This is a genomic window from Streptomyces sp. Q6, from assembly GCF_036967205.1.
GTDB classification, from domain to species: Bacteria; Actinomycetota; Actinomycetes; order Streptomycetales; family Streptomycetaceae; genus Streptomyces; species Streptomyces citrinus.
The window spans coordinates 1,216,887-1,239,453 of the sequence record NZ_CP146022.1 but is presented as its reverse complement, the minus strand read 5'-3'; the positions used below and the strand labels follow the sequence as shown (position 1 = coordinate 1,239,453).

Sequence of the window (22,567 nt, the reverse complement as noted above, 5' to 3'; positions counted from 1 at the left end):
GCGGTGGTGCCCTCCCTGAGCCATAAAGGCAGTTGCGATATAAGCGGTGAAGCATGGGAGGGAGTGCGGTGCGCCGGACTGCGGCGCGCCGTCCCCCTCGGCCTGTCGCGCGCGATCTTCGTACCTGCATTCGAGACCCTAGCGGGGCGGCGTGAGGGATGAGACGGGATTACTGAACTGGAGTCAGGTGTGCAGGTGGAGGCGGGGTCGGTGGCCGGTTCTTATCCCCATGAGCGGCTCTCACGACGATTTCTGCGGGACGAGACGCTGCTCGTACTGGGGCTGTCGCTCGGTGCGAGCGGAGTGTCCGCGCTGATCAGCTTTGTCGGATCGGTCACCAAACCGGGGGGTCTGAAGGACCAGGCCGCGACCCTCAACGCGTCGGCGGCGCCCGGGCGTCCCTGGCTGGATCTCGCATGGCAACTGTTCGGGATCGCGAGCGCGCTCGTGCCCGTCGCGCTCGTCGCGCACTTCCTGCTGCGGGAGGGCGAGAGCCTGCGCACGATCGGCTTCGACCGGACGCGGCCCTGGTTCGACGGGGCGCGCGGCGCCGCGGTCGCGGCCGTCATCGGCAGTACCGGGATCGCGTTCTACCTGGCGGCCCGGGGCCTGGGCTTCAATCTGACCGTGGTGCCGGAAGCGCTCCCCGACGTGTGGTGGAAGTACCCGGTGCTCATCCTCTCGGCGGTGCAGAACGCCGTACTGGAAGAGGTCATCGTCGTCGCGTATCTGCTGCGCCGGCTGGGGCAGTTGGGGTGGACGCCGGGCTCCGCGCTCGTCGCGTCGTCCGTGCTGCGCGGCTCGTACCACCTGTACCAGGGCATCGGCGGGTTCTTCGGGAACCTCGCGATGGGCGTCGTCTTCGCCTACCTGTACCGGCGGTGGGGGCGGGTCGGGCCACTGGTGGTGGCCCATTCTCTCTTGGACATCGGGGCGTTCGTCGGATACGCGCTGCTCGCCGGGAAGGTGGACTGGCTGCCCACCGCGTAGGGGGAGGCGCCCTGAGCGTGCTGCGCGTTCTGATCTGGCGGGGGTTAGGCGTTCAGCTCGCCCTCGATGACCGTGACGGCGCTGCCGGTGAGCTGGGTGCGGTCGCCGCGCAGCGCCACGCGGACCAGGCCGGTGCGGGCCGATGCCTGTAGGCCCGTGAGGTCGGTGCGGCCCAGGCGGCCGGCCCAGAAGGGGGCGAGGGCGGTGTGCGCGCTGCCGGTCACCGGGTCCTCGTCGATGCCGATGCGCGGGAAGAAGCAGCGGGAGACGAAGTCGTAGCCCCGGCCGGGGTCCTCGGCGGGGGCCGTGGCGATGATGCCGCGTTCGAAGCGCGCGGCCAGGGCCTTGAGGTCCGGGGCCAGCGCCCGCACCGTCCGCTCGTCGGGCAGCTCGACCAGCAGGTCACCGACCGAGCGGCCGGTGTCGTGGACGGAGAGCGGCCGCGCGCCGAGCACGTCCGCGAGGCCGTCCGGCACCGGCTCCTCGGTCAGCGGGGCCGTGGGGAAGTCGAGGGTGAGCGAACCGTCCTCGTTCGGGGTGGACACGAGGACGCCGCTGCGGGTGGCGAACCGGACGGGGCCCTTCGTCGTCCCCGTGGAGTGGAGCACGTGCGCGGCGGCGAGCGTGCCGTGGCCGCACATGTCGACCTCGGTGGCGGGCGTGAACCAGCGCAGCGCCCAGTCGGCGTCGCCGCCTTCGGGCAGCGGGTGGGCGAAGGCCGTCTCGGCGTGATGGACCTCCATGGCGACGTCGAGCAGCCAGGCGTCGTCGGGGAAAGCGGGCGGGGCGTCGAAGAGCAGGACGCCCGCGGGGTTGCCGGCGAAGGGACGGTCACTGAAGGCGTCGACGATACGAATGCGCATGTCGGAGACGGTAGTTGAGAGCGCCGAGCGCGCGCCAAGGCCAATTCGGTGTCGCCGGCCCCCTGCTCGCGTCACCGGTGCCGGGCCCGGTCGCGCCCCGTGGATAGGGTCCCTGGATGACCGTACATGTGGAGATCGTCAGGGAAGTCCACCAGGAACTCGTCGACGCCCTCGGCAGGTTGCTGCCGCAGTTGTCCTCGTCGGCGAAGCCGCTCGATCACGAGGCCGTCGCGCGCCTGGTGTCGTACGAGGCCCATACGCTGCTCGTCGCCCGGACGCCGGACGGCATCGTCGGGACGCTGACTCTGGTGCTGCTGCCGCTGGCGTCGGGGACGCGGGCGCGTGTCGAGGACGTGGTCGTCGACGGCGCGGCGCGCGGCCAGGGCGTCGCGGGACTGCTCACCCAGGAGGCGTTGCGGATCGCGCGGGAGGCGGGTGCCCGCACGGTCGATCTCACCTCACGGCCGGAACGGGCCGCGGCGAACCGACTGTACGAGCGTCTCGGGTTCCGGAGCCGGGATTCGAAGGTGTACCGCTTTTCGTTCGAGCGGTAGCCGCGGCCGTCAGGTCGCGGCGAACGTGGCCGCTGCCGTCGCCGTGGCGTCCGACGCTGCCGTCTCGCGGCGCCGACTGCCCCGCGGGTGCGGCTGCGGGACCGAGAACCGTGGCGCCGATCCCGGTTCGAGGGGCACCGGTCTCGGCCCGCTAACGCGGCTGCGCGTTCCGATGCTCGTCGCCCGTCTGCTCCAAGGCCGCCTCGTAGGCGTGCAGGGCGTTGACGACTGTGGCGCGTTGCGCGGGACCGAGGCCGCGCATGACGCGTTCCCAGGCAGAGGCGCTGCCGGAAAGCCATTCGGCGATCGGTGCGGCGTAGGCGGGGGCGATGGCGATGATGCGGCGGCGGCGGTCGTCGGGATCGGCGGTGCGGTGCAGCACGCCCGGCCGTGACAGATCGCTGACCATGAGACTGACGGTCGTGGGGGCCACCTCCAGCCGAGCGGCCAGTTCGTTGACGCTGGTGGGGCCGTCGTACTCCAGGTGGGCCAGGAGCGAGAGGTGCCGCGGTGCCAGGTCCAGGCCCTGGAGCGCGGGAGGTAGGGGCAGGCGCTTGGCGCGGCCCACGAGCCGTGGCATCAGCAACAGCAGGGTGCGGACGGCCTCATCGACGGCTGGGCCGTCCGATTCCGTGGACATGGGGACCTCTTCCGGATACCTTTAATAACAAAGGCTTTGCATTCAAAGGGAGCGAGGTCCACTATGCCGCATCTGACCGTTCACCTTCCAGAAGGCAGGCTGGCCGGGAACGAACCCGCGCTCGTCGCCGCACTGACCGACGCCGTGGTCGAGGTCTACGGCGCATGGGCCCGCGACCTCGTCAACGTCCGCCTGTCCGGAGTCCCCGCAGGCCGCTTCGCGCAGGGCGGCAAGGTCGTGGACACGACCGTCTCGGTGGTCCTGGGCCTCCGCGCCGGCGTCTTCGACCGCCCCGACGCCGCCCGGATCACCGCGCGTCTCGGTGCCGGGCTCACCGACGCGATCACGCGCGTCGTCGGCGACGACCTCCGTGCCGGGGTCACGGTCGAACTCGTGGCGTCGCCGCCGGAGCGCACCTTCGTCGGCGGTGTCCTCGCCGTGTGATCGCGCGTGTCGGCCGGGCGGGCTCGGGCGACTCGAGTCGTCGAGGAGCGACGCGATGGTGTGGGGCGGGGCATCAGGGCAGGTCGGAAGGGGGTTGTCAGGCGAGCTGTCCCGATATATCGTTGAGGCATCGCGATCGGTCAATGATCGCGGTCAACGATGTTGGCGATCCGTTGTGGATCGCCGCGGACAGTCATGAAAGGACTGATTCCTATGCGTACCCATGGATACGACCACGGACATGGACATGGACACCACGGACCTGGGCCGGAGGGACGGCGCGCCGCGTTCGGACCGTTCGGACCGGGCGGCTTCGGGCCCGGCGGTGGCCCCTGGGGCGGGCGCGGCCGCGGCGGCGGTGGGCCTCGCGGTCGGGCGCGGCGCGGTGACGTGCGTGCCTCGATCCTGGCCCTGCTGAAGGACCGCTCGATGCACGGCTACGAAATGATCCAGGAGATCGCCGAGCGCAGCAGCGGCGCGTGGAAGCCGAGCCCCGGCTCGGTCTACCCGACGCTCCAGCTGCTCGAGGACGAGGGCCTGATCGTCAGTGCCAGCGAGGGCGGCAAGAAGCTCTTCTCGCTCACCGACGCCGGGCGCACCGCCGCCGAAGAGGGGCCCGAGGCTCCTTGGGAGGAGGCCGGGCGCGGCGTCGACTGGGACGCCATGAACGAGATCCGGCAGGCCGGCTTCGGTCTGATGGAGGCGTTCGGGCAGGTCTGGAAGACCGGGAGCAAGGAGCAGCGCGAGAAGGCGCTCTCCGTCATCACCGACGCGCGCAAGAAGCTGTACCTGATCCTCGCCGACGAGGACTGAGCCCGTGGGGGCTCGACCAGGTCACAGAGCGCGGAAGAGGCGCCCCGCACGACAGGTGCGGGGCGCCTCTTCGTGTGCGTACGGCGGTGGGTCGCTCCGCGCGGTGGGTCAGGTGACCAGGCCGTTCAGTTTGCGCAGTGACTCGTTGAGCGCCGCTGTCGCCGAGTCCTTGAGCTTGCCCGCCATCAGGGAGACCGCCGCGCCGGTGAACTCGCCGTCGATGCGGACCGTCGTGGCCTCGCCGTCCGGTGTGAGTGTGTAGCGGGTGCCGACGTTCACACCCATCGGGCCCTTGCCCCTGATCGCGAGGGTGCGGGCGGCTTCCAGGTCCTCGACGGTCCAGGTGACCTCGGCCGGAAAGCCCATCAGCTTCATGTTCTCCTCGAACCGGCCGCCGGCTTCGAGCGAGGTCGGGGCGCCCTGGGGGAAGTTCGTGTGGGTGGCGTTCCACTCCCCGTACCGGGAGAAGTCGGTGAGCGTCGCCCAGACCTTCTCGGTGGGCGCGTCGATGCGTGCTTCCGCGCTGACTTCGGCCATGCGGCCACCCCTTTGTGTCGAGAGCCGTGTCGAGACCCGTATCGAGACCCGTGTCGGGACCTGTATCGAAAGCCCGGTGTCACTTCGTCGCGGAACGTAGCCGTAGAACCTCGAACATTCAATACTGATGAACCGTCAGGAATGGCGGGTGCCCGGCCTCAGCCCACGCGCTCGATCTCCGCGGCGTCGAAGAGGTCGTACGCGCGCGGGTACGGCCCCTCGTCGTGGCAGTGCCAGGCCTCCCAGAACAGGTCGGCGGGCAACGCGTCGTCCGGGGCGTACACGCGGTACACGTAACACCGGCCGTCGATCGCGGGCAGGGCCACGAGCCAGCACCTGCTCTCCATGTCTGTGACGGACGATCGGTGCGGGGGTCGCGGTTGCGTGCGGGGCGCAGGACAAGTCGGCGCGCGCCCACCGGGGAAGATCGGCGTGATCTCATCCGTAAGGAGGAGGAACCGTCCACCCGTGCCCACCCTGTGTCGGACGCGAAGATGCTTCCCCGCGGGGATGTTCGGGTGGATCCGACCTGATGAGGTGGGGTACGTGCAAAGCCCTACCCCGTCGGACGCGTCCGCGCACGGCCGTACCCGCGAAGAAGAGCCACTCGGCGTGCCGCTGACCGACGAGCTGGCGCTGGTGGTCGCGGGGGCCCGGCGCCGAGCGGTGCGCGACGGGGACCGGCAGATCGACACCGCCCACCTGCTGCACTCCCTCCTGGAGACCGATCCCGAGGTGCGCGACGCCTTCGCCGACGGCGGGCAGGTCGCCAAGCTGCTCGGCTATCTCGTGCAGCGCAGCATCGGCTACGGGTTGCAGTGGCAGGGCGCTGTCGAGGACTCCGGCGCCGTTCCCGTCGTGCGGGGCGCCCCGGGCTGGTCGCCCGTCGCCGCCGCGGCGATGGAGGCGGGCGCCGAGCGGGCCGTGCTCCGCGGCGACGGGCCTGCCCGCGGCGTGGACGTGCTGGCGGCGCTCGCGGACGACGTGGAGTGCCGGGCCGTCGAGGTGCTCGGCCGGGCCGGGGTCGATGTGGGGCAATTGCGGCAGCGGCTCGACCCGTCCCACGACGGATGCGGTTCCATCTGGTGAGACAGGGGTCATCGGGGGTGACGCTCCTGACTCGCCCTGTCATGATGTGCCGGTGCAGGGGTCAAAGGGGTCTCAGGAGAATCAGGAAACCGGCGGTCGCGGCTTCGGACTGGGGCTCGCCCTGGTCTCCGCCCTCGCCTTCGGCGGTTCGGGGGTGGCCGCGAAACCGCTGATCGAAGCGGGGCTCGACTCCCTCTACGTGGTGTGGCTGCGGGTCGCGGGCGCCGCGCTCGTCATGCTGCCCGTCGCCTGGCGGCACCGCGCCCTGGTGCGCCGCAGGCCGCTGCTGCTCGCCGGGTTCGGACTGCTCGCCGTCGCCGGTGTGCAGGCCTGCTACTTCGCGGCGATCTCCCGCATCCCCGTCGGCGTCGCCCTGCTCATCGAGTACCTGGCGCCCGCGCTCGTCCTCGGCTGGGTCCGGTTCGTGCAGCGCAAGCCGGTGACGCGGGCCGCCGCGCTCGGGGTCGTCCTCGCCGTCGGCGGTCTCGCCTGCGTGGTCGAGGTGTGGTCCGGGCTCAGCTTCGACGTGCTCGGACTGCTGCTCGCGCTCGGCGCCGCCTGCTGCCAGGTCGGCTACTTCGTCCTGTCCGACCAGGGCAGCGACGCCGGGTCCCGTGGGGGCGAGGTGCCGGACCCGCTCGGCGTCATCGCGTACGGGCTGCTGATCGGCGCCGTCGTGCTCACCGTCATCGCACGGCCCTGGGGCATGGAGTGGTCGGTGCTCGCGGGCAGCGCCTCGATGAACGGCACGTCGGTGCCGGCCTGGCTGCTGCTGTGCTGGATCGTCCTGCTCGCCACGGTCGTCGCGTACATCACCGGAGTGGTGTCGGTGCGGAAGCTGTCGCCGCAGGTGGCCGGGGTCGTGGCCTGTCTGGAGGCGGTCATCGCGACCGTGCTCGCCTGGGTCCTGCTGGGGGAGCACCTGTCGGCGCCGCAGTTGTTCGGCGGAGCGGTCGTGCTGGTCGGGGCGTTCATCGCGCAGTCGTCGAAGACGTCGAAGTCCGCGCAGCCGCCCGGCGGGCCGGTCGATGCCTCGCCCGAAACCGCGTTGTCGCGTTCCGGCGGCGCGGTCTAGGGTGCCGATCATGCATGCGTGTCGGCTGATCCTTTCCCCGCCGGTCCGCTGAGCGGACCCGGACGGGTGCCGGTCGTCCTCTGACGACCGGCCCGCCGGGGCCCGCCGCGGGCCGTCGGTGCCCCGGTGGAGTGAGTGCGATCTCCCCGGGTGGGACGCGGCTGTCCGCCGACGACCGTCCGTGTCCCCGGCCCCCGCCGTCCGCGCGGGGCCCACTCCGTGGAGAACCACGTGTCGAATGCTGTCTCGGCCGGCTCCGCCGTGCCCGCTGTCACTCTTCCCGCCGCGCCCGAACTGCCCGTCGCGCGCGGCCTGTCGTACCTGATCGTCGCCGGTCTCGCCTGGGGCACCGCGGGCGCCGCCGCCTCGCTGGTGTTCCGCGTGAGCGACCTCGGGCCCGCCGCCCTGTCGTTCTGGCGGTGCGCGGGCGGGCTCGTGCTCCTTCTCGTGGCGCGGCTTCTGCGGCGTCCGTTCACCGCGGCACCCCAGGTCACCCCGGACCGCGGGACGGGGAACCGGGGGCGCGCGGCCGTTCGGCTGAGCGTGCTCGGGCTCGCGCTCGCCGTGTTCCAGACCGCTTACTTCGCCGCGGTCGGCGCGACCGGGCTCGCTGTCGCCACCGTGGTCACGCTGGGCGCGGGACCGGTCCTCATCGCGGTCGGCGCCCGGTTCCTGATGGGGAGCGGCTCGGTGCCGGCGGCCTGGTCGCCGTCGGCGGCGCGCTCGCCGGGCTCGCCGTGCTCGTCCTCGGCGGCGGAGGCGCGACCGTCGAGCCGGTGGGGATCGCGTGGGCCGCCGTGTCCGCGGCCGGATACGCCGTGATGACCCTGCTCACCCGCTGGTTCGGGCGTCACGGGCGGTCCGGCGACCGACTCGGCACGACCGTGGGCACGTTCGCGGTCGCCTCCCTCGCGCTGTTGCCGTTCGGAGCGGCGGAGGGGCTGGTGGCCCACACGGACCAGGTCCTGGAGACGCTGACGCTGCTCGTGTACGTCACGTCCGTGCCGACCGCCCTCGCCTACGCCCTGTACTTCGCGGGCGCGGCTGTCGTGCGCTCCGCCACCGTGTCCGTGATCATGCTGCTCGAACCGGTCGGCGCGGCCGCCATCGCCGTCACGCTGCTGGGCGAGCGGCTCACGGTGGCGACCGTGGTGGGCACGCTCCTGATGCTGGCCGCGGTGGCGGGCCTCGCCGTGGCGGAGGCCCGGTCCACCGGCTGACCCGCCGGCCGTCGTCACCCGCCCCGCCGTCCTCCGAAGGACGGCAGGGCGTCGTGGGGCAGCCGGGAGGGTGACGGCCGGTGCTATGCGGTCCGGCGCCGCCGCTGCATCGCCAGGGCGCCGGCGTCGCGCGGGTCACCGCGCTCGGCGAGACCCTGCGCGATGCGGTCCTGGACCTCGTCCGGCTTGTGGCCCGCGTACTTGAACTTGGCCCGTACGTCGGTCACCTGGAGGCGCAGGACGCGGATGCCCGGGAGCAGGCGGCCGTACGGGGCTTCGCCGGGGGCGGCCTGGGCCGAGACGCCCGGCTCCTGGAAGTGGCGGACCTGGCGGTTCAGGAGCTCGGCCTTCAGCTCCGGGTCGTCCACCACCTGGGCGGTGCACCGGAGTTGGACCGCGGCGTAGACGCTGGTCGGCGTCCCGTGCTCGGCAGGGATGCCGGGCGGCGCCTGCCAGGGGCCCGGCACGAACGCGTAGTCGTCGACGACGCTGAGCAGGACCTCGGGGTTCGCGGCGAGCGCGGGCCACAGCGGGTTGGGGCGGGCCAGGTGCGCGACGACCTCGCCGAGACCGGAGCCGGAGCCGGGATCGGACCCCGACCTGGGAGCGGACCCGGCATCCGCCCCGGGGCCGCCGCCCGCCGACGGGTCGTACGCGAAGTGCAGGGGCTGGACGAAGGGCGGCTCGCCCGGCAGGCCGTTCACCGCGAGCTGCCCGAAGTCGTGCGCGGCGAGCCACTGTTGCCACTCGGCGGCGTCGCGCGCGGCGTCCCAGGGGTGGATCAGCATCACAGGTTCCGCAGGTAGGCGGGGACCTCGATGCCGTCGGCCAGGTCGGCGTCCGGGATCAGCGGGCCGTGGCCGCGCTGGAGCGGGACCACACCGGCCCAGTGCGGCAGGTCGAGGTCCTCGGGCTCGTCGTTCACGCCGCCGGTGCGCAGCTTCGCCGAGACCTCCGCGAGGTCGAGGCTGAGCACGGCCGTCGCCGCGAGCTCCTTCGCGTTGGCGGGCCGGGAGTCGGCGGACCGGCCCGGCACCACGTGGTCGACCAGCGCGTCCAGGGCGAGCCGCTTCTCCTGCGGGTCGGTGACCTGGTGCGCCGTCCCGTGGATCACGACGGAGCGGTAGTTGATGGAGTGGTGGAACGCCGACCGGGCGAGGACCAGGCCGTCCACGTGCGTCACCGTGAGGCAGACCGCGAGGCCCGGGTCCCGCTGCCCGGCCATCCGCAGCGGCCGCGAGCCCGTCGAGCCGTGCACGTAGAGCCGCTCGCCCACCCGCCCGTACAGCGTCGGCAGCACGACCGGGGCGCCGTCGCGCACGAACCCGAGATGGCAGACGTACGCCTCGTCGAGTATCGCGTGCACCAGGTCCTTGTCGTACGCGGCGCGTTCCTTGGAGCGGGTCGGCACCGTGCGCTCGGTGGGCGCGTACGAGGTGCTGCCGCTCGTCGGCGCGGCTTCGGCGGCGGTGGTCGTCGGCTCCGGGGCGACACTCATGTTGCGAACTCCATTGTATTAGTGCAAACTCTGCTTTGTGCTAGGAGAGTATCCGATCAATGGGCGTCGCGCAGCAGAGATTTCCGCGAGCGTCGAGCGTGCGGTGGCCGACGGTGGCCTGGAGCCGGGACAACTGCTGCCGCCGATGCGGGAGTTGGCCGAGCGCCTGGGGGTGAATCCCAACACTGTCGCGGCCGCGTACCGGACCCTGCGGGAGCGCGGGGTCATCGAGACGGCCGGGCGGCGCGGCAGTCGCGTCCGTCCGAAACCGGCGACGACGGCGCGCGAGCACATCCGGGTGGATGTCCCGCCGGGCGTACGGGACGTGTCCGACGGGAACCCCGACATCGCGCTGCTGCCCTCGCTCGTGGAGGCGTTCACGGCCGCCGCGACCGTCGCCGACCGGGAGCCGGTGCTGTACGGGCACGACTCCCTGGAGCCGGAGCTGGTGCGCCGCGCGCGGGCCGGGTTCGACGCCGACGGGGTGCCCGCGGGGCCGGTCGCCGTGGCGTCCGGATCGCTCGACGCGATCGAGCGGGTGCTCGCGGTGCATCTCAAGGCGGGCGACGCGGTCGCCGTCGAGGACCCGGGGTGGGGCAGCATGCTCGACCTCGTGCCCGCGCTCGGCCTGCGGCTCGTGCCGGTCGGCGTGGACGACGACGGGCCGCTGCCGGACGACGTGGAGCGGGCGCTGCGCGAGGGGCGCGGGCGCTGGTGGTGACCGACCGGGCGCAGAACCCGACCGGCGCCGCGGTGAGCGCGGCACGGGCGAAGGCCCTGCGCACGGTCCTCGCCGCGCACCCGGACGTCCTGCTCGTCGAGGACGACCACGGGCACGGCATCGTCGATCTGCCGCTGTGTCCGCTGGGCGGGGTCACGCGGCACTGGGCGTTCGTGCGCTCCGTGGCCAAGGCGTACGGGCCCGATCTGCGGCTCGCCGTGCTCACCGGCGACGCCGACACCGTCGACCGGGTGCGCGGCCGGCAGCGGCTCGGGCCCGGCTGGATCAGCCGCATCGTGCAGCGGGCGGTCGCCGGGCTGTGGGCGAGCGGCGCCGTGCACGCCCCGGCGGTCGCGGCCTCGTACGGGAAGCGGCGCGACGCCCTTGTCGCGGCGCTGGCCGAGCGGGGCGTCGAGGCGCACGGGCGCAGCGGTATGAACGTGTGGATCCCGGTGCCGGACGAGACCGGCGCGGTGGCGCGGCTGCTGCACGCGGGGTGGGCGGTCGCGCCGGGGGCCCGGTTCCGGATGAACGCGGGGCCCGGTGTGCGCGTCACCGTGTCACGTCTGGGGATGGACGACATCGGGCCGGTGGCCGACGCCGTCGCGTCCGCCACCGGCCCGGCGCCGGTGCGGCACTACGCCTGAGGTGCCGTTCCCGAGGTCCTGCGGGCGCGCGGCCGGGACTGGGTGAGCGCCGCGCCCGCCAGGATGATCACCGCGCCGATCGGTGTCGACCAGCTCAGCGACTCACCGAGCACGGCGACGCCCGCGCCGGTCGCGATGACCGGGACGAAGTACGTGACCATCTGCGCCGTCGTCGGACCGACCTCGGCCACCAGTCCGTACTGGATGAGGAACGCCAGGCCGGTGCCGAGCGTGCCCAGGGCGGCGATCGCCAGCAGCGGGACGGCGGCGAAGTGGTGCGGCCAGGGCGTGAACAGCGGTGTGACGAAGGCCAGTTGGGCCGTCGCGAGCAGGAGCTGGGCGCCGATCATCGACAGGTGCGCGTTGCCGGTGCCCGCCAGCGTGCGCCGGACGTAGATCCAGCCGACCGGGTAGCAGAACGAGGCGAGCAGAGCCAGCGCCGTGCCCGTCACGTCCAGTCCGTGGAAGCCCTGCCAGACGCCCAGGACCGTCAGGACACCCAGGAAGCCGAGGCCCAGACCCGCGACCCTGCGCCGGGTCGGCCGGTCCTCCGAGAGGGCGACCAGGGAGAGCGCCATGCCCCACAGCGGGGAGGTCGCGTTGCAGATGCCGGCCAGCGTCGAGGGGATCGACTCCTCGGCGAAGGCGAACAGCGAGAACGGGAGGGCGTTGAGCAGCAGTGCCGCGACCGTCAGGTGCCCCCAGGTGCGGGCTCCGCGCGGGAGGCGCTCGCGCTTCACGGCCATCGCCGCCGCGACCACCATCGTGCCGAACAGCAGCCGCCCGAACGTCACCTGGAGCGGCGCGTAGCCGTCCGTGCCCACCTTGATGAGCAGAAAGCTGAAGCCCCAGATGAGGGCGAGCACGCCGAAGCGCAGCCGCCAGTCGAGCGTGCGGCGGGGGAGTGTGCCGGTCGTGGTGTCGGTGGGGGTCGGTGTGCTGCCGCGGGGCGCGATGACGGTGCTCATGGGGTCAGCGTGCGGCCCGCCCTCCTCGTAGCACAAGCGAGATTTCTTGTGCGGTATCGCTTAGTATCGCTTACATGTTGAATCTGGAGCGGCTGCGCGTCCTCGACGCGCTCGCCCGGTACGGATCGGTCAGCGGCGCCGCCGAGGCGCTGCACGTCACGACGTCCGCCGTCTCGCAGCAGATGTCCAAGCTGGAGCGCGAGGCGGGCCAGCAGCTGCTCGCCAAACACGGGCGCGGCGTACGGCTCACCGACGCGGGACGGCTGCTCGCCGAGCACTCCGCGCGGATCCTGTCGCAGGTCGAGCTGGCCCAGGCCGACCTGGAGGCCCAGCGCGGGCAGGTCGTGGGGGAGCTGCGGCTCTCCGCGTTCCCGACGGCCGCGCGCGGACTGTTCCCCGAAGCGCTGGCCGCGCTGCGCCGCGCGCATCCCCAGCTGCGCGTGCGCTCGCAGGAGTTGGAGCCGGAGGCCGGCGTCGCCGGGGTGATGCGCGGCGACCTCGACCTGGCGGTGGTCCTGGACTGGTACAACAAGCCGATGCCGCTGCCCGACGGCCTGGCCAAGGCGAGCATCATGGACGACCCCGCCGACGTCGCCATGTCCGTCGGCCACCCGCTCGCGGGTCGCGCCGAGGTCGGCCTGGAGGACTTCGCGGACGACGAGTGGATCACCTGGGGCGAGGGCGAGTTCTGCCACGAGTGGCTGCTGTTCACCCTGCGTGCCAAGGGCGTCGAACCGCAGGTCGGCCACCGTGCCGCCGAGACCCACACCCAACTCGGCCTGGTGGCGGCCGGACTGGGCGTGTGCGTGGCGCCGCTGCTCGGCCGCGACCCGGTGCCGGAAGGTGTGGTGACCGTCCCCGTCCGGCAGCAGGTGCGGCGGCATGTGTACGTCGTCTGGCGCGCGGACGCCGACCGGCGGCCGTCGATCAGGGCCGCGGTCGAGGCGTTGCAGAAGGTGGGGGCGGACCTGGGGCGGGTGGCGGGGCCCGCCTGAGACCTTCCTCGGGTCCGCTTTCGGGGCTCGACGCCGACCTACAGCCCCGCGAGCTTCCTGAAGTCCCACGACGCGATCTTGTCCGGCGTCAGCCGCGCCCACGCGTGCCGGCCGTCGTACACCATCTCGGACATCCCGAAGTTCTTCCGCGCGAACTGCTTCTCGGGGCCGTCGAGTTCGGGGCACGGCGCGCCCGTGCGCGGGGACTCCCCGACGAACTCCACGCGCCCGGTCAGCTCGACACCGCGCAGCTCCCCGTACTCCTCGCCCGCGTCGACCACCACCGCCACCCGCCCGTCGGCCCGCAGGTCGGCCAGGCGGCGGCTGCGGGTGAGGGAGTAGAGCCACAGTGACTCCCCGTCCCACAGGAACCACAGCGGCGTGACGTGCGGCGTGCCGTCCGGTGACACCGTGGCGACGCGGCAGGTGCGTTGCTCGGCCAGGAACGCGTCCAGCTCCTGCGGCGACATCATGATCTTCCGGCCCCGGCGCTGGCTGTCGGCCATGTGCGCTCCCTCGTACGTGATGTGACGATGCGTCAGAAAGGCAGCATGCGGCCTCTTCCGTCCGCGCGCAATGGTGGCTAGTGTCCAGCACCCCGAAGTCGCGGACACCCAGGGGGAGTCATGCCGTCGCACGAGGAACTGGCCGAGCTGCTCGACCCGGCGCGCACGGTGCTGCTGACCGTCGAGTGCCAGCAGGGCGTCGTCGGCACCGACAGCGCGCTCCCCGAACTCGCCAAGGAGGCGCGGTCGTCGGGTGCCCTCGCCCAGGTGGCCCGGCTCGTCACCGCCGCCCACGAGAGCGGGGTGCAGGTGATGCACGCCGTCGCCGAACGCCGCCCCGACGGACGCGGTGCCAATCGCAACGGCCGCCTCTTCCGTGCCGCCGAGCGCCTCCCCGTACAGCAGTTGTCCGGATCGAAGGCGGTCCGGATCGCGCCGCCGATCGAGGTCGCGGACGAGGACCTCGTCGTGCGGCGGTTGCACGGACTGTCCCCGATCGCGGGCACCGACGTCGACCCGCTGCTGCGCAACCTCGGGTGCCGCACGCTGCTCGTCACCGGCGTCTCCGCCAACGTGGCCATCCCGAACGCGGTGTTCGACGCCGTGAACCTGGGGTACACCGTCGCCGTCCCGCGGGACGCGATCGCCGGGGTGCCCTCCGACTACACCCCGGCGATGATCCGCAACACGCTCGCCCTGGTCGCCACGATCACGACGACGCAGGACGTCCTGGCCGCGTGGAAGCGGCCGCGTCGGACGGCGGCTAGGCGAGGCTGATCGAGTCGCCGCTCGTCGTGATCTTCTTCTCGCCCAGTCCCTGGGTGGCCGGCCCGTGCTTCACGCTGCCGTCCTCGATCGAGAACTTGCTGCCGTGACAGGGGCAGTTGATGGTGCCGTCCTCGACCTTGGTCACCGGGCACTGCTTGTGCGTGCAGATGTTGGTGAAGCCCTTGAACTGCCCCTTCGTCGGCTGCGTGACCACGACCCCCGCGTCGGCGAAGATCTTTCCGCCGCCCTCCGGGATGTCCGCGGTCTTGGCGAGCTCCTGTCCCTTCTCGCCGCCGCCCGACGAAGCGTCGCCCGCGGGCGTCGACGTGTCGTCGTCCGATCCGCTGCCGCACGCGGTGAGCGCCGCGGCGATCCCGACGGCGCCGACCGCCGCGACGACGCTGCGCCGGGACGGCGTGGGGCCGAGCGGTGCGGTCTCCTGTGAAGCAGTCATGCTGTGCGTTCCCTTCGATGGGCCGTGCCTGGATCCGTGGGGGGCTTCTTCTACGTACGTGCCGTGATCCGGTGACGTTCAACAACTCTGCGATCTCATAACCTGGGCCCATGCTCACCGAAGTCACGGCGACCCGTTATGTCACCCCAATGAGGGAGGGCGGATCGCTGCCCGGCCTGGTCGAGGCCGACGATCTCACCTCGTACGTCATGAAGTTCACCGGCGCCGGACAGGGCCGCAAGACGCTCGTCGCCGAGGTGATCTGCGGGCGGCTCGCCCGGCGCCTCGGGTTGCGCGTGCCGGACCTCGTCGCCCTCGACCTCGACCCGGTCATCGGCCTCGGCGAACCCGACCCGGAGGTCCAGGAACTGCTCAAGGCGAGCGGCGGCACCAACCTCGGGACGCGGTTCCTGCCGCGCGCCCTCGGCTTCGACCCGCTCGCGTACACCGTCGATCCGCTGGAGGCGGGCCGGATCGTCTGGTTCGACGCGCTGATCAACAACGTCGACCGGTCCTGGCGCAACCCCAACATGCTGGTCTGGCACGGCGAGCTGTGGCTCATCGACCACGGTGCCTCCATGATCTGGCACCACAACTGGCGCGGTGCCCCTGCCTGGGCGGGCAAGGCGTACGACGCCACCGACCACGCCCTCGCCCCGTACGGGCCCGACATCGCCGCGGCTGCCGCCGAGCTCGCCCCGCGCGTGACCCCGGAGCTGCTCGCCGAGGCGGCCGCCGACGTGCCCGACGTGTGGCTCGTCGACGAGCCCGGGTTCGACGACCCGGACGCGGTGCGCCGCGCGTACGCCGACACGCTGCTCGAACGCGCCGCCACCATTCATGAGCGCGTCACGCTGCCGGAGCGCGACGCGACCCCGAACCGGCGCGCGCCGGGCTGGATCCAGGGAGCGGGCCGATGAGCGAGCGCGACGTCTTCGAGTACGCGCTGCTGCGCGTGGTGCCGCGCGTGGAGCGCGGCGAGCAGATGAATGCCGGCGTGGTCGTCTACTGCCGCGCCAGGTCCTACGTCGCCGCGCTCACCCACCTCGACGAGGCGCGGCTGCGCGCGCTCGACCCCGAGGCCGACGTGGCCGGGGTGCGCGCGCTGCTCGGCGCCGTCGAGCGGCACTGTGCCGGGGGAGAAGCCGCAGGTCAGGCCGGTGCGGATGATGCCGGGCGGCGTTACAGGTGGCTCGTCGCGCCGCGCTCGACCGTGGTGCAGCCGGGGCCCGTGCACACCGGTCTGACCGCCGATCCGGCCGCCGAGGCGGAGCGTCTGCTCGACCTGCTGGTGCGCTGACCCCGCGTCGAGTGATCGGCCGAGTGATCTGAGGCACCCGGTGGGTACGTTGACACCGGGTGCCAGGGCTTCTAGCGTCACCCGCACAGGGTACTAAGCGGTCGCTCACCTCATCCGGGGTGCGGCCGCACCTCTAGGGCGAGGAGACCGAAGAGCATGTCCACCACTGAGCAGCGCGTAGCGATCGTCACGGGAGCGGCGCGCGGCATCGGCGCCGCGACCGCGATCCGTCTGGCCGAAGAGGGCCGCGCCGTCGCCGTGATCGACCTCGACGAGGCCGCTTGCAAGGACACCGTCGAGAAGATCACCGCCGCCGGTGGCAAGGCCCTTGCCGTCGGCTGCGACGTATCCGACGAGGCGCAGGTCGAGGCCGCCGTCGCGCGCATCGCCGAGGAGCTCGGCGCGCCGACCATCCTGGTCAACAACGCCGGTGTGCTCCGCGACAACCTGCTGTTCAAGATGAGCGCCCTGGACTGGGACACCGTCATGAACGTGCACCTGCGCGGCGCGTTCCTGATGTCGAAGGCCGTCCAGAAGCACATGGTGGACGCCAAGTTCGGCCGTATCGTGAACCTCTCGTCGTCCTCGGCGCTCGGCAACCGCGGCCAGGTCAACTACTCCGCCGCCAAGGCCGGTCTCCAGGGCTTCACCAAGACCCTCGCCAAGGAGCTCGGCAAGTTCGGCGTCACCGCCAACTCCGTCGCCCCCGGCTTCATCGTCACCGACATGACGGCCGCCACGGCCGAGCGCGTCGGCATGGGCTTCGAGGAGTTCCAGGCCGCCGCCGCCACGCAGATCCCGGTGCAGCGCGTGGGCCGCCCCGAGGACATCGCCAACGCCATCGCCTTCTTCACGGGCGAAGCGGCCGGCTTCGTCTCCGGCCAGGTCATGTACGTGGCCGGCGGACCGCTCAACTAGGGCCGGGGGAGACCGACATGAGCACCACCGAACTTCCGCCCCTCTCCGGCGACGTCGCCCTCGTCACCGGCGCGAGCCGCGGCATCGGCTACGGCATCGCCGAGGCCCTCGTCGCGCGCGGTGACCGCGTCTGCATCACCGGGCGCGGCGAGGACGCGCTGAAGGAGGCCGTCGAGGCCCTCGGCTCCGAGCGCGTCATCTATGTGGCGGGCAAGGCGCACGACGAGGCGCACCAGGCCACCGCCGTCGAGCGCACCATGGAGGCGTTCGGCCGCGTCGACTTCCTCGTCAACAACGCCGGTACGAACCCCGTGTTCGGCCCCATCGCCGACCTCGACCTGAACGTGGCGCGCAAGGTCTTCGAGACCAACGTGATCTCCGCGCTCGGCTTCGCCCAGCAGACGTGGAAGGCGTGGCAGCGGGACAACGGCGGCGCGATCGTGAACATCGCGTCCGTGGCCGGTGTCTCCGCCTCGCCGTTCATCGGCGCGTACGGCATGAGCAAGGCCGCCATGGTCAACCTCACGCTCCAGCTGGCGCACGAGTTCGCGCCGAAGGTACGGGTCAACGCGATCGCCCCGGCCGTCGTGAAGACCAAGTTCGCCCAGGCCCTGTACGAGGGCCGCGAGGCCGAGGCCGCGGCCGCCTACCCGCTGGGCCGGCTCGGCGTGCCCGAGGACATCGGCGGCGCCGCCGCGTTCCTCACCTCGTCGCAGTCCGACTGGATCACCGGGCAGACGCTCGTCGTGGACGGCGGCATCTTCCTCAACGCGGGCGTCGCCTGACCGAGGGAAATTCGGGCGTCGAACGACAAACGCCGCGCACCTCAAATGCCCCGTCGGATCAGGGAGTTGATCCGGCGGGGCACTGCGATATGGTCTGCCGATCCATGGCAAGGCCGATCGAGGAGCGTGCGCGTGTTCAATCGGTTGCGAGCCGCCCGTACGCGGACCCGTACGGTGGCGACGACTGCGTCCATAGCCCTGCTCGCCGGGTGCGGCCTGGTGGACTCGGGAGGTGCCGAGGACGGGAACCCGATCGTCGTGGGCACCACCAGCGCGCCGAGCACGCTCGACCCGGCGGCGTCCTGGGACGGCTCGTGGGAGCTGTTCCGCAACGTGTACCAGACCCTGGTCTCCTTCCCCTCCGGCGCCGCCGAACCGGAGGCCGACGCCGCCAAGTGCTCCTTCCGGGACAGCGCCAACCGCGTCTACCACTGTGAGCTGCGCGAGGACATGAAGTTTTCGGACGGGGACACGCTCGACGCCGCCGCCGTGAAGTACTCCATCGACCGGATCCGCACCATCGGCGTCAAGGGCGGCCCCGAAGGGCTCCTCGGCAGTCTCGACCGGGTGGAGACCGACGGCGATCGAGACGTGACGTTTCACCTGAGGAAGCCGGACGCGACCTTCCCCTTCGTCCTCGCCACCCCGGCGATGTCGATCGTCGACCCCGACGACTACCCCGCGAAGTCGCTCCGCAAGGACAACGAGGTGACCGGCTCGGGTCCGTACGCGCTGCGCTCCTACAAGGACGGCGAGAAGGCCGAACTCGTCGGCAACAGCAACTACAAGGGCTTCGCCGACCGCAAGAACAGCGCCGTGACGATCCGCTACTACAAGGACTCCGCCGAGATGGTCGGCGCCCTGAAGGCGAAGAAGATCGACGCGACCTTCCGCGGTCTCGCCGCCTCGGACGTCGTCGACCTCCAGACCGGGGACGGCGCCGCGGGCGTACAGCTCGTCGAGGGCGCAGGCATGGAGATCAGCTACCTGGTCTTCAACCCGGACGACCCCTGGGCGGGCAAGCGTGCCGTGCGCCGGGCGGTCGCCCAGGTCGTCGACCGCGGCGCCATCGCGCACAAGGTCTACCAGGACACCGTCGAACCGCTGTACTCCATGGTCCCGAGGGGCCTGGCGGGCCACACCACCAACTTCTTCGACGACTTCGGGGACCCGAGCCCGGCCAAGGCGGCGGAGATCCTCTCCAAGGCCGGGATCACCGCCCCGGTCCCGCTCACCCTCTGGTACACCACCGACCGCTACGGCTCGGCGACCGCACCCGAGTTCGCGGAGCTCAAGCGGCAGTTGGAGGCCTCCAAGCTGTTCACGGTGATGCTCAAGAGCCGGCCGTGGAACACGTACGAGCAGGGGTACAAGGACGGTGAGTACCCGGTGTTCGGGCGCGGCTGGTTCCCGGACTTCCCGGACGCCGACAACTTCATCGCACCCTTCGTGGGAGAGAAGAACGCGCTGAACACCCCGTACGTCTCACCGGAGATCACCGACGAGCTGCTGCCGCAGTCGCGCCGGGAGCGCGACCGGGGCGCCGTGGTGCGGCAGTTCGTGCGGGCGCAGCAGATCATGGCGGACGACGCCCGGCTGCTGCCGCTGTGGCAGGGCAAGCAGTACATCGCGGCCAGCGAGGAGATAGCCGGCGGCGAGCGGGCCCTGGACCCGTCGACGATCATGATGATGTGGGAGCTGGACCGCAAGACGAGCTGGTGAGCCGGCCATGCCGGTCCCGGCCCCGTCCGCGGGGTCCGGGACCCGCGTTGTCAGTGGGCGCCGGTAGGTTCTCAGGTGTCGAAAGTGCCTGTACCCCGGAGGTTGTTGACGTGACCGACACCGCGATGCTGCCCGAGTCCTGGCGCGGCGTCCTCGGCGAGGAGCTGCAGAAGCCCTACTTCAAGGAGCTCACCGAGTTCGTCGAGGAGGAGCGGGCCAAGGGCCCCGTCTATCCGCCCCGTGACGAGGTCTTCGCCGCGCTGGACGCGACGCCGTACGACCAGGTCAAGGTCCTCGTCCTCGGCCAGGACCCGTACCACGGCGAGGGGCAGGGGCACGGTCTGTGCTTCTCGGTGCGGCCCGGGGTGAAGACGCCGCCCTCGCTGCGGAACATCTACAAGGAGATGCAGGCCGAGCTCGGCACCCCGATCCCGGACAACGGCTATCTGATGCCGTGGGCCGAGCAGGGGGTGCTGCTGCTCAACGCGGTGCTGACGGTCCGCGCCTCCGAGGCCAACTCCCACAAGGGCAAGGGCTGGGAGAAGTTCACCGACGCCGTGATCCGCGCGGTCGCGGACCGCCCCGACCCCGCCGTCTTCGTGCTGTGGGGCAACTACGCGCAGAAGAAGCTCCCGCTGATCGACACCGATCGGCACACCGTCGTCAAGGGCGCGCACCCCTCGCCGCTGTCCGCGAAGAAGTTCTTCGGCTCCCGACCCTTCACGCAGATCAACGAGGCGGTCGCGGCGCAGGGCCACACCCCGATCGACTGGACCATCCCGAACCTGGGCTGAGGTCCCGGTGTGCCGCGCCTGAGCGCGATTGTGGGTGCCTGCGGTTAGCGTCTGAGGCTGCGCTCGGCGCGTGAGCGGTGTCCGTGCATCGGCAGCAGTCCTTGGAGGAGCCAGTGGCAGAGCAGGGTGAGCAGGCGGCGGACGACGCCATGATGAGCCGCATCGGACAGGTGGTCATGCTGGCGCACGCCGGTGACCGCGAGGAGGCGCGCGACCGCTTCCTCGGCCTGTGGGCGGAGATCGGCGAGGACGGCGACCCGTTGCACCGCTGCACACTCGCGCACTACATGGCCGACACACAGGACGACCCGTCGGACGAGCTGGCCTGGGACCTGCGCGCCCTGTCCGCCGCCGACGGGCTCACGGAGGAGCGCCTCGCCGTCCATGAGCAGTCCCTGGCGCTGCGCGCCCTCTACCCGTCGCTGCACCTCAACCTGGCGGCGGACTATGTGAAGCTCGACCGGCCGGCCGCGGCCCGCACCCACTTGCAGCGGGCGTGGGCCGTGGTGGACGCGCTGGGGGACTCCGGGAGCAGTGACTACGCGGCCGGGGTGCGGGCCGCCCTCACCCGGCTGGAGAAGCGGGTGACCGGGCTGCCCGGCGACGCGGGCGAGGCCGTCGAGGAGAGCGACGGGGGCCGCCCCGGCGGAGAACCGCTGGGGCCGCCCCGCAGCAGCTCCTAACTCCCGTACGTCTCCTGGCAGATGACGGACTGGGGCTGTCCGGGTCCCAGCCGCCGTACTGCCGGCCGAGCGCGCAGACGTCGGTCTGCCCGGAGGTCGCGGGGGCCGCGGGCGCGGCGCTCCGCTCGGGTTTCCGCTCGGGCCGGGGCGCGGCCGGTCGCGGCGCGGTCCGCGGTGGCGTTCGGCGCGGCGGCGGGGCTGCTTCGTGATCCGCGGCGGGCGGTGTCGTGGCGCGCGGCGCGGACGGCCGGTGCGGCCGCGGGCCCTGCCGTTCCATCGCCTCACGGGCGGGTTCCTGTACGAGCGGACGGTCGGCGTGGCCGTCGGGGCGAGGCTGCGGCGCGCTCACGGAGGGCGTGGGCGGGCCCGGCGCGGTCGGCGTGCGGACGCTCACGCATCCGGAAGCGGTGGCGGCGGTGACGGCGGCGGCTGCCGCGGTCAGCAGGATCGTGGCCGAGCTGGACTTTCTGAGCACCGGGCAACTCTCCTGTACGCGGCCGGGGGCGCGGGACCGTTGCGTGCGAGGTTGCCCCGCACGGGTGACGCCGGGCTCCGGCGCCGTCCGGGGAGGAGAAGGCGCACGCCGCCGGACGTCCCCACGGCCCCGCCGTATGCTGCCCGGACGTAACAGGGGCACCACGACAGAGGAGTACACGAACGTGAAAGTCGGCTGCATCGGACTCGGGGACATCGCACAGAAGGCGTACCTGCCCGTGCTCGGCACGCAGGCGGACGTCGAGCTGCACGTACAGACGCGTACGCCCGCGACCCTGACCCGCGTCGCCGACCAGCTGCACCTGCCCGACGCGCAGCGCCACACCGACCTGGACGCGCTGCTCGGGCAGGGCCTGGACGCGGCCTTCGTGCACGCGCCGACCTCGGTGCACCCCGAGATCGTGACGCGGCTCCTCGAAGCCGGCGTGCCCACGTACGTCGACAAGCCGCTCGCCTACGAACTCGCCGACTCCGAGCGGCTCGTGCGGCTCGCCGAGGAGCGCGGGGTGAGCCTGGCCGTCGGCTTCAACCGGCGGTTCGCGCCCGGGTACGCGCAGTGCGTCGAGCACCCGCGCGAGCTGATCCTGATGCAGAAGAACCGGGTGGGACTCCCCGAGGAGCCGCGCTCGATGATCCTCGACGACTTCATCCACGTCGTCGACACCCTGCGCTTCCTGGTGCCCGGCACCGTCGACGACATCAGCGTGCGCGCCCGCGTCGAGGACGGCCTGCTGCACCACGTGGTGCTCCAGCTCGCCGGGGACGGGTTCACCGCGCTCGGCGTCATGAACCGGCTCAGCGGTTCGACCGAGGAGATCCTGGAGGTGTCGGGGCAGGACTCCAAGCGGCAGGTCGTGAACCTCGCCGACATCGTCGACCACAAGGGCCAGCCGACGATCCGCCGTCGCGGCGACTGGGTCCCGGTCGCCCGGCAGCGCGGCATCGAGCAGGTCGTGCTCGCGTTCCTCGACGCCGTACGGGCGGGCAAGGTGCTCGGCGCCCGCGACGCGCTCGCCACGCACGAGCTGTGCGAGCAGGTCGTACGGGAAGTCCAGCGCGTCGCAGCCCTGAGGTAGGGGCTCTCGGCG

General features: G+C 72.1%; 25 protein-coding genes and 2 pseudogenes. 18 read left to right on the top strand and 9 right to left on the bottom strand.

Translation table 11 applies throughout. The annotated features are described in order from the left end of the window. The first annotated feature begins 189 nt into the window (after positions 1-189). Positions 190-990, top strand: a complete 801-nt coding sequence (locus V2W30_RS05925; protein ID WP_338694214.1) for a type II CAAX endopeptidase family protein — start codon at positions 190-192, stop codon at positions 988-990. A 44-nt stretch (positions 991-1,034) separates the two neighbouring features. Here V2W30_RS05925 and V2W30_RS05920 read toward each other — a convergent pair whose 3' ends face one another. Further along, positions 1,035-1,853: a PhzF family phenazine biosynthesis protein gene (locus tag V2W30_RS05920; RefSeq protein WP_338694212.1), complete on the bottom strand. Its 819-nt coding sequence runs from the start codon at positions 1,851-1,853 to the stop codon at positions 1,035-1,037. A 116-nt stretch (positions 1,854-1,969) separates the two neighbouring features. On the opposite strand from V2W30_RS05920, the gene V2W30_RS05915 reads away from it, so the two are divergent. Continuing rightward, on the top strand, positions 1,970-2,407 hold the full coding sequence (locus V2W30_RS05915) for a GNAT family N-acetyltransferase (RefSeq protein ID WP_338694210.1): 438 nt from the start codon (positions 1,970-1,972) through the stop codon (positions 2,405-2,407). A gap of 151 nt (positions 2,408-2,558) precedes the next feature. On the opposite strand, the gene V2W30_RS05910 is transcribed toward V2W30_RS05915, so the two are convergent. Next, the gene (locus V2W30_RS05910) at positions 2,559-3,047 is read right to left on the bottom strand and encodes a helix-turn-helix domain-containing protein (protein WP_338694208.1); all 489 of its coding nucleotides are present in this window, start codon (positions 3,045-3,047) and stop codon (positions 2,559-2,561) included. 63 nt (positions 3,048-3,110) lie between these two features. Here V2W30_RS05910 and V2W30_RS05905 point away from each other — a divergent pair, with 63 nt between their 5' ends. Continuing rightward, entirely contained in the window at positions 3,111-3,491 is a 381-nt protein-coding gene (locus V2W30_RS05905) for a tautomerase family protein (RefSeq protein WP_338694206.1), read from the top strand. 213 nt (positions 3,492-3,704) lie between these two features. Then, positions 3,705-4,304: a PadR family transcriptional regulator gene (locus V2W30_RS05900; RefSeq protein ID WP_338694205.1), complete on the top strand. Its 600-nt coding sequence runs from the start codon at positions 3,705-3,707 to the stop codon at positions 4,302-4,304. Positions 4,305-4,412: 108 nt separating this feature from the next. On the opposite strand, the gene V2W30_RS05895 is transcribed toward V2W30_RS05900, so the two are convergent. Together V2W30_RS05895 and V2W30_RS05890 are read right to left on the bottom strand one after the other, a co-directional pair. Beyond that, entirely contained in the window at positions 4,413-4,841 is a 429-nt protein-coding gene (locus V2W30_RS05895) for a type II toxin-antitoxin system Rv0910 family toxin (RefSeq protein ID WP_338694204.1), read from the bottom strand. Positions 4,842-4,999: 158 nt separating this feature from the next. Further along, complete coding sequence (locus V2W30_RS05890; RefSeq protein ID WP_338694203.1) at positions 5,000-5,188, bottom strand: hypothetical protein; 189 nt, start codon at positions 5,186-5,188, stop codon at positions 5,000-5,002. Between the two features lie 199 nt (positions 5,189-5,387). Here V2W30_RS05890 and V2W30_RS05885 point away from each other — a divergent pair, with 199 nt between their 5' ends. The 3 genes and pseudogenes from V2W30_RS05885 (at position 5,388) to V2W30_RS05875 (ending at position 8,225) form a co-directional block, all read left to right on the top strand. Next, complete coding sequence (locus V2W30_RS05885) at positions 5,388-5,930, top strand: Clp protease N-terminal domain-containing protein (protein WP_425244491.1); 543 nt, start codon at positions 5,388-5,390, stop codon at positions 5,928-5,930. A gap of 52 nt (positions 5,931-5,982) precedes the next feature. Beyond that, a complete protein-coding gene (locus V2W30_RS05880) occupies positions 5,983-7,005 on the top strand; it encodes an EamA family transporter (RefSeq protein WP_338694201.1) in 1,023 nt (340 codons plus the stop codon). 261 nt (positions 7,006-7,266) lie between these two features. Then, positions 7,267-8,225, top strand: a pseudogene (locus V2W30_RS05875) (DMT family transporter). A gap of 83 nt (positions 8,226-8,308) precedes the next feature. Here the strand turns inward: V2W30_RS05875 and V2W30_RS05870 are convergent. Both V2W30_RS05870 and V2W30_RS05865 read right to left on the bottom strand, forming a co-directional pair. Then, positions 8,309-9,013, bottom strand: coding sequence for an FMN-binding negative transcriptional regulator (locus tag V2W30_RS05870; RefSeq protein WP_338694199.1), 705 nt, complete (start codon positions 9,011-9,013; stop codon positions 8,309-8,311). After that, the gene (locus V2W30_RS05865; protein ID WP_338694197.1) at positions 9,013-9,723 is read right to left on the bottom strand and encodes a pyridoxamine 5'-phosphate oxidase family protein; all 711 of its coding nucleotides are present in this window, start codon (positions 9,721-9,723) and stop codon (positions 9,013-9,015) included. Before V2W30_RS05865 ends, V2W30_RS05870 begins: the two co-directional genes overlap by 1 nt. Positions 9,724-9,760: 37 nt before the next feature. On the opposite strand from V2W30_RS05865, the pseudogene V2W30_RS05860 reads away from it, so the two are divergent. Beyond that, positions 9,761-11,091: pseudogene (locus V2W30_RS05860) on the top strand (aminotransferase class I/II-fold pyridoxal phosphate-dependent enzyme). Here the strand turns inward: V2W30_RS05860 and V2W30_RS05855 are convergent. After that, a complete protein-coding gene (locus V2W30_RS05855) occupies positions 11,082-12,059 on the bottom strand; it encodes a DMT family transporter (protein ID WP_338694195.1) in 978 nt (325 codons plus the stop codon). The pseudogene V2W30_RS05860 and the gene V2W30_RS05855 overlap by 10 nt on opposite strands. Before the next feature lie 74 nt (positions 12,060-12,133). On the opposite strand from V2W30_RS05855, the gene V2W30_RS05850 reads away from it, so the two are divergent. Continuing rightward, positions 12,134-13,054: a LysR family transcriptional regulator gene (locus V2W30_RS05850; protein ID WP_338694193.1), complete on the top strand. Its 921-nt coding sequence runs from the start codon at positions 12,134-12,136 to the stop codon at positions 13,052-13,054. Between the two features lie 38 nt (positions 13,055-13,092). Here V2W30_RS05850 and V2W30_RS05845 read toward each other — a convergent pair whose 3' ends face one another. After that, positions 13,093-13,560 (bottom strand): pyridoxamine 5'-phosphate oxidase family protein, encoded by a 468-nt coding sequence (locus V2W30_RS05845; protein ID WP_338694192.1) that lies wholly within the window; start codon positions 13,558-13,560, stop codon positions 13,093-13,095. Between the two features lie 120 nt (positions 13,561-13,680). Here V2W30_RS05845 and V2W30_RS05840 point away from each other — a divergent pair, with 120 nt between their 5' ends. Beyond that, positions 13,681-14,337 (top strand): cysteine hydrolase, encoded by a 657-nt coding sequence (locus V2W30_RS05840; protein WP_338694191.1) that lies wholly within the window; start codon positions 13,681-13,683, stop codon positions 14,335-14,337. Here V2W30_RS05840 and V2W30_RS05835 read toward each other — a convergent pair. Next, the gene (locus V2W30_RS05835) at positions 14,324-14,782 is read right to left on the bottom strand and encodes a Rieske (2Fe-2S) protein (protein WP_338694189.1); all 459 of its coding nucleotides are present in this window, start codon (positions 14,780-14,782) and stop codon (positions 14,324-14,326) included. The two genes, V2W30_RS05840 and V2W30_RS05835, sit on opposite strands and share 14 nt — an antisense overlap. A 110-nt stretch (positions 14,783-14,892) precedes the next feature. Here V2W30_RS05835 and V2W30_RS05830 point away from each other — a divergent pair, with 110 nt between their 5' ends. The 8 genes from V2W30_RS05830 (at position 14,893) to V2W30_RS05795 (ending at position 22,555) form a co-directional block, all read left to right on the top strand. Beyond that, positions 14,893-15,702: a HipA family kinase gene (locus tag V2W30_RS05830; protein ID WP_338694188.1), complete on the top strand. Its 810-nt coding sequence runs from the start codon at positions 14,893-14,895 to the stop codon at positions 15,700-15,702. Then, a complete protein-coding gene (locus V2W30_RS05825) occupies positions 15,699-16,082 on the top strand; it encodes a DUF3037 domain-containing protein (protein WP_338694187.1) in 384 nt (127 codons plus the stop codon). The genes V2W30_RS05830 and V2W30_RS05825 overlap by 4 nt, the downstream gene beginning before the upstream one ends. A gap of 156 nt (positions 16,083-16,238) precedes the next feature. Further along, positions 16,239-17,000, top strand: a complete 762-nt coding sequence (gene fabG, locus V2W30_RS05820; RefSeq protein WP_111663656.1) for a 3-oxoacyl-ACP reductase FabG — start codon at positions 16,239-16,241, stop codon at positions 16,998-17,000. 17 nt (positions 17,001-17,017) lie between these two features. After that, entirely contained in the window at positions 17,018-17,785 is a 768-nt protein-coding gene (locus tag V2W30_RS05815; protein ID WP_338694185.1) for an SDR family oxidoreductase, read from the top strand. A 132-nt stretch (positions 17,786-17,917) separates the two neighbouring features. Next, a complete protein-coding gene (locus V2W30_RS05810) occupies positions 17,918-19,507 on the top strand; it encodes an ABC transporter substrate-binding protein (protein WP_425244490.1) in 1,590 nt (529 codons plus the stop codon). Between the two features lie 110 nt (positions 19,508-19,617). Next, on the top strand, positions 19,618-20,301 hold the full coding sequence (locus V2W30_RS05805; RefSeq protein ID WP_338694182.1) for a uracil-DNA glycosylase: 684 nt from the start codon (positions 19,618-19,620) through the stop codon (positions 20,299-20,301). A 113-nt stretch (positions 20,302-20,414) separates the two neighbouring features. Continuing rightward, positions 20,415-20,984 carry a hypothetical protein gene (locus V2W30_RS05800; RefSeq protein ID WP_338694180.1) on the top strand — a complete coding sequence of 190 codons (570 nt, stop codon included), beginning with the start codon at positions 20,415-20,417 and terminating at the stop codon, positions 20,982-20,984. A 659-nt stretch (positions 20,985-21,643) separates the two neighbouring features. Next, positions 21,644-22,555 (top strand): Gfo/Idh/MocA family oxidoreductase, encoded by a 912-nt coding sequence (locus V2W30_RS05795; protein ID WP_338694178.1) that lies wholly within the window; start codon positions 21,644-21,646, stop codon positions 22,553-22,555. Positions 22,556-22,567: the final 12 nt, after the last annotated feature.